Source organism: Streptomyces sp. NPDC059092, assembly GCF_042756365.1.
Classification (GTDB): domain Bacteria; phylum Actinomycetota; class Actinomycetes; order Streptomycetales; family Streptomycetaceae; genus Streptomyces.
In genome coordinates this window covers 1-1,153 of sequence record NZ_JBHZEJ010000160.1, presented here as the reverse complement: position 1 = coordinate 1,153, position 1,153 = coordinate 1, and the positions used below count along the sequence as shown (strand labels likewise).

Below are 1,153 nucleotides of genomic sequence, written 5' to 3'. Positions count from 1 at the left end.
TAATGGAGCAGTATCCATATCTGAATTCATAGGATATGAGAAGGCAGACCCGGGGAACTGAAACATCTAAGTACCCGGAGGAAGAGAAAGCAAATGCGATTCCCTGAGTAGCGGCGAGCGAAACGGGACCAGCCCAAACCAAGAGGCTTGCCTCTTGGGGTTGTAGGACACTCTGTACGGAGTTACAAAGGAACGAGGTAGATGAAGAGGTCTGGAAAGGCCCGCCATAGGAGGTAACAGCCCTGTAGTCAAAACTTCGTTCTCTCCTGAGTGGATCCTGAGTACGGCGGAACACGTGAAATTCCGTCGGAATCCGGGAGGACCATCTCCCAAGGCTAAATACTCCCTAGTGACCGATAGTGAACCAGTACCGTGAGGGAAAGGTGAAAAGCACCCCGGAAGGGGAGTGAAAGAGATCCTGAAACCGTGTGCCTACAAGTAGTCAGAGCCCGTTAACGGGTGATGGCGTGCCTTTTGTAGAATGAACCGGCGAGTTACGATTTCATGCGAGGTTAAGTTGATAAGACGGAGCCGCAGCGAAAGCGAGTCTGAATAGGGCGAATTGAGTACGTGGTCGTAGACCCGAAACCAGGTGATCTACCCATGTCCAGGGTGAAGTTCAGGTAACACTGAATGGAGGCCCGAACCCACGCACGTTGAAAAGTGCGGGGATGAGGTGTGGGTAGGGGTGAAATGCCAATCGAACCTGGAGATAGCTGGTTCTCTCCGAAATAGCTTTAGGGCTAGCCTCAAGGTAAGAGTCTTGGAGGTAGAGCACTGATTGGACTAGGGGCCCCTACCGGGTTACCGAATTCAGTCAAACTCCGAATGCCGATGACTTATCCTTGGGAGTCAGACTGCGAGTGATAAGATCCGTAGTCGAAAGGGAAACAGCCCAGACCGCCAGCTAAGGTCCCAAAGTATACGTTAAGTGGAAAAGGATGTGGAGTTGCTTAGACAACCAGGATGTTGGCTTAGAAGCAGCCACCATTTAAAGAGTGCGTAATAGCTCACTGGTCGAGTGACTCTGCGCCGAAAATGTACCGGGGCTAAACGTATCACCGAAGCTGCGGACTGTTCTTACGAACAGTGGTAGGAGAGCGTTCTAAGGGCTGTGAAGCGAGACCGGAAGGACTCGTGGAGCGCTTAGAAG

General features: G+C 51.8%; 1 rRNA gene. It reads left to right on the top strand.

The window, feature by feature from the left end:
* A 23S ribosomal RNA gene (locus ACFXPL_RS37140) occupies positions 1–1,153 on the top strand; the annotation flags it as partial.